The sequence below is a fragment of the Bacteroides coprosuis genome (assembly GCF_020741705.1).
Lineage (GTDB): Bacteria > Bacteroidota > Bacteroidia > Bacteroidales > Bacteroidaceae > Bacteroides_E > Bacteroides_E coprosuis.
Window position 1 is genome coordinate 1 of the sequence record NZ_DYYK01000063.1, and the last position, 4711, is coordinate 4711.

Genomic DNA, 4711 nt, shown 5'->3' on the forward strand with positions numbered 1-4711 from the left:
AAAAACATACCATTCATAAATATTAGTAATAATCAAGTATCTTAATTCAAAATTTTTATTTGTCTTCCTTTCCCTTAAATAATAAAGAACAAGTTCTTGAAAGGATTTTACATTAAAATTTCCCTCACTTACCATTTCAGCTTTATTAGTAGGACTTTTTGCTTCAATCAAAACTCCTACAGATGAGGTTGATTTATTTGAATTATGAACAACTAAGTCATTGCGTTCCAACGTATTGATATAAAACTTATCTTTATAATAGGTGGAATCTAAAAAATCAATCACCAAGTTCTTATGAAATTCTTCTGTCTCTTTAGGGTTAGCTTTAAGTCGATCAAGAAGAATAGTAAATTCTTTTTTAAAAAGCTCTATCTCTTTACGTTCAGGTCTTATTTTAAGGTATGCAGGGTTCAACGCTTGTTTAGGCGTTTTAATGCATTTATTTGTGTCCATTTCTATTAAATTTTAAGGTCCTTAAATATAAGAAAAAAGAAGAACAACATTAAACATCAATCACGATAATTTAATTTTAGAGCTAGTCCAATAAAGCACAAAAGGAGAGCATCTTTAATTAAGACACTCTCCTTTTGTGCTATGATTTTTAATCAAAAAAATTAAATCTCTTGAAAACCCATTCTATTTTGAAAAGGGTTTTTATACTTTGACACCGACATGACGATTACATGTCGGTGTCATCGTATCCTCTTATCGGTGTCAAGATGATAATATCTTTTACATAAAAGCTGGTTTGTTGCCGTCGGTATTGGGTTTATTTACACCGATGCTATCTCTCACATCTTTTTGAGGATGTTCTACAAGATCGGCTACGTAGGCTCCTATACTTTTTCGGGAAACCTCTGTACCTTTAAAAGATTCACCCTTATGGGTTAGTTCGTACTCCACTTCATCTTTATTGGTAAGCCATGCGGGGCGAACTACGGTATAATCGAGTGTAGAGGCTTCAATCACATCGGCAGCTTTACGGTATTCTACCAAATAATTACCTAATGTTTCATTATTCCATTTACCAAATGCTCCAGGAACTTCATCGTATATCCCGATAGAGGAGATAAAGATAAGTCGTTTCACATTGTTCTGATTCATCACCTTTACGATGAGTTTTGCCATATCAATCACCTTTCCTGCAAGATTTGCATATACTATGTCTTTTCCCTTTACGGCAGCATCAAGTTGAGATTCATTCAATACATCTCCCTCTATGATGTGGGCTACAGATTCATACTTTGTTAATCTTTTGGCATTTCTAGCAAATAATGTCAATTCAATGTCTTTTTTGTCTTTCAAAAACTCAATGGCATGTTGGGCAATAGCACCAGCAGCACCAAGAACTAATACTTTCTTTTTCATTTTTACTGACTTTTATAGATATCGCCTTTAGATAGATATAAAATGGTGGATTCACCAACTAAGAAAAGGTTTTTGAGCTTAAAATAAATCATCTCCTTGTGGAGTAATTGCTCAATTTACTACTACTAACACATCAAATTTCATTAAGTTCTATTTGAGAGCTATAAATATAAATAAAAGACATTTTTGTAGTAATAGCACACCATAGTTTACATATAGATATGTAAAGATAGTTCTTTTATCAAATAGTCATAAAAAGAATACATATTCAAGCAATATGCTACACAACACCCTATAAACCCTCTAAATACTAACACTTTATCACTTTTGAAGCCGTTGGTAGTCGTTTTTAGCATAAATTAGCTGTTATATAACATAAATACACTTATTCGTTCGAGTAGGATTTAATATATTCAATATTTTTTATCACTTTTGCCTTACACACATTGCTATAGAGATGATATAGCAATTCTGTATTTTATTAGAACATCAATTAAAATCAACCTATTAAATCGATGCTATGGGAAAAATACTAGGAAGAAACTACTCCGATACACGTGAAAACAAGAACGGAGAAATAGAGTATTTTATTGACGGAGATTGGTACACTAAAAAGGACGTCGCTGAAGAGAATAAAGAAATTATCTATTGGCACAACTGGACTTATGAAGTTTATGCTGATGGAGATTTTCCTCAGTAGTCCTGTTAGAACCTCACTACCTAAAATTAAATACAAAGGAATTAAAAATTGGGTTTAACCCTATCTTCAATTAAGGATAGAGTTAAACCCTTTTTTGTTTTTTAGACGAATTGACAACTTACTTGCCTTCAGAAAAGAGGAAGGCATGGACTCGTGTTTTGTGTCCAAAACTTCACTTTCTTTCTCGCCCATCTTTCCATAGATAGTCCTAAAAATAGTTTCTGCTTTACCCTAATCAGTTAGTAGATGAATCATTTGAATCTGAAGTATTCGTCGAGTGATGACAGTTGTGAAGGTCGAGCCACTCTTTTTCAATTTGAACTAGCTCATTATCTTCGAGATACAGCTTATATATTCCTCCATTCACATAAGTTCTATACCCCATCACTTCAACAAATACATTGTCTGATCCTTTCGACATATAAATCATTTCATAATCATTTCCCATAACTTTAAGAATATCTCGCTTTGCCATACCCAGTTGGACTTTTTTAATGTCATAATCGGCTGTATAGAAGAGGCTCGAACAAGATGTGAGTAGCACAGTAACCAAAAGCATACTTATTATAATCTGTTTCATAGTATTGATGTTTTAATTACTCTAAATGTACATTTATTTCAACATCTACAGTACGCACACCCCCTATTCCATCATGGGAGATTCCCTATACCAGTTAGGGTTATTCTCCAAACCGAAGAATCTTTTTATCAAAGTAGGGTTTCTATGTGCTATCACCGAAGACTAAAGTAGATCAGTAAGATTATTATTAAACCAATAGACTTTCTTTTTGTTATATGTATATTGATTAATATATCAGAAGTGTACATTAACCTAATCTTATTCAGAAATATGACGCACACCAGAAATTTATCAAAAGCAGCTTTTCGTGATTTGAAACATTTTATTCAAAGTGATAATTTTACAACAGATAACGTTGTGAAGCATGCCAAGGAACTTAAGAAACTAAGAGCAGAATATAAGCCTCAAGTAAAAGACTTTGAGTCCTTGCAAGAGTTTGACTTCATCTCTCTTTTTGGGCTACAACTTTGCAGACAGAAGATTGAAGAGATGAAAAACTCAACTTCTTCTCCCACTCCAGAGTTCAAGAATCTGATGAAAGAGATTTATCTGATTGAGGAATCCTTGTTGAATATCATGGACTTTGAACGATTATCCAACTTGCTAGATCAACGCATTCATGATTTGTCGTAAAGCAGGTTCTCTCGTTGAGAGAACTCAATATCCTATATAATAAAACAAAGCAGGCATCCCCTTTTAGAGATGCCTGCTTAAGTTTTATATCTATACTTTGATTTTATTGCACTGTTATTGAATTGAGTAAGTCCAACTTACCACCATCAACCAATTTCAAGATCAACTCTCCGAAGAGTGTATTTTGCCATGCAAACCAATCTCTTGTAAACTTATTTGGATCGTTTACATTGAAAGATTCGTGCATAAAACCTGTACCAGCATCGGTATTCAGCAATAACTCGATACACCATTTTATTTCGGCATCATCTTGACTAGTAAAGGCTTTCATCATAATACTCATAGGCCAAGCCATATCGTAACCAATGTGTGGACCACCAATACCTTCGCCCTTAGTTCCTCTAAAGAAGTAAGGATTATCTTCACTCCATACAAAGCGACGAGTATTTTGGTAGATAGGATCATTTACATCTACATCTCCTAAATAAGGCATAGCCAACAAACTAGGCACATTAGCATCATCCATCAACATGTGATTGCCAAAACCATCTACTTCAAAAGCATAGATTGTACCATATTTAGGGTGATTGTAGGTTGCATATTTTTGAAGAGCAGTAGAAACTTCTGCTGCTAACTCTGTACATTCTTGAGCCAATTTGCTATCCTTATTCACCTGAGTCAATACCTCTGCTGCCTTACGAAGAGAAGTTACAGCAAAAAAGTTGGATGGAACAAGGAATTGAAGTGTAGTAGAATCGTCTGATGGGCGGAAACTAGACACAATTAAGCCCACAGGATTTACAGGAGCACCTTTACCAGCGTTGTTTAAAGTATCAAGAGCTCTATCTGTTACTCTTAAGAACATATACGGACCATCATTTTCTTTTCTCTGTTGTTCTTTAAAAGTCTTCAACACATTGGCTATTGTCTGCATCCACTCTTCACCCCAAATGCTATCATCGCCTGTTACTTTCCAGTATTCATAAGCTAAGCGGATGGGGTAACAAAGAGAGTCTATCTCCCATTTACGTTCGTGAACACCTGGTTTCATATCGGTGCCATCACTCGCCCAATCTCCTACATGATTCGTATCCGTATAGAAGGCATTAGCATAAGGATCTAGATTGATAGAGCTAAACTGTCTCAATATGACTCCCTTTAGCATTTCTTTAAGATTGGCATCTTTATCAGCATAGTGAATATAAGGCCAAACCTGCGCACCAGAATCTCTTAACCACATAGCATGAATATCACCTGTATAGACGCTTGTATCGGGTTTGCCATTCTTTTTATCAAAATAAACTGTAGTATCTAGAGTATTGGGGAAGCAGTTTTCGAACATCCAAGCTAGTTTAGGATTTTTCAACATCCCTTTAACTCTCTCGATTTCTTTATCAACTACTTTGGATACAAAAAGCCTTTTAGAAGCT

At 34.6% G+C, this 4711-nt stretch carries 6 protein-coding genes; 2 read left to right on the forward strand and 4 right to left on the reverse strand.

The features are described from left to right. A partial coding sequence (locus K8V80_RS03715; RefSeq protein WP_423773056.1) for a DUF7149 domain-containing protein occupies positions 1–453 on the reverse strand: 453 nt, incomplete at its 3' end. A 279-nt stretch (positions 454–732) separates the two neighbouring features. Beyond that, complete coding sequence (locus K8V80_RS03720) at positions 733–1368, reverse strand: SDR family oxidoreductase (RefSeq protein ID WP_276775541.1); 636 nt, start codon at positions 1366–1368, stop codon at positions 733–735. 520 nt (positions 1369–1888) lie between these two features. Between K8V80_RS03720 and K8V80_RS03725 the strand changes: the two genes are divergently transcribed. Beyond that, positions 1889–2068, forward strand: a complete 180-nt coding sequence (locus tag K8V80_RS03725; protein ID WP_006744633.1) for a hypothetical protein — start codon at positions 1889–1891, stop codon at positions 2066–2068. 235 nt (positions 2069–2303) lie between these two features. On the opposite strand, the gene K8V80_RS03730 is transcribed toward K8V80_RS03725, so the two are convergent. After that, complete coding sequence (locus K8V80_RS03730; protein WP_006744632.1) at positions 2304–2648, reverse strand: hypothetical protein; 345 nt, start codon at positions 2646–2648, stop codon at positions 2304–2306. 270 nt (positions 2649–2918) lie between these two features. Between K8V80_RS03730 and K8V80_RS03735 the strand changes: the two genes are divergently transcribed. Next, the gene (locus K8V80_RS03735; RefSeq protein WP_006744631.1) at positions 2919–3281 is read left to right on the forward strand and encodes a hypothetical protein; all 363 of its coding nucleotides are present in this window, start codon (positions 2919–2921) and stop codon (positions 3279–3281) included. Between the two features lie 103 nt (positions 3282–3384). Here K8V80_RS03735 and K8V80_RS03740 read toward each other — a convergent pair. Continuing rightward, positions 3385–4711 (reverse strand): glycoside hydrolase family 125 protein (locus tag K8V80_RS03740; protein ID WP_276775545.1); only part of this gene is annotated, 1327 nt, incomplete at its 5' end.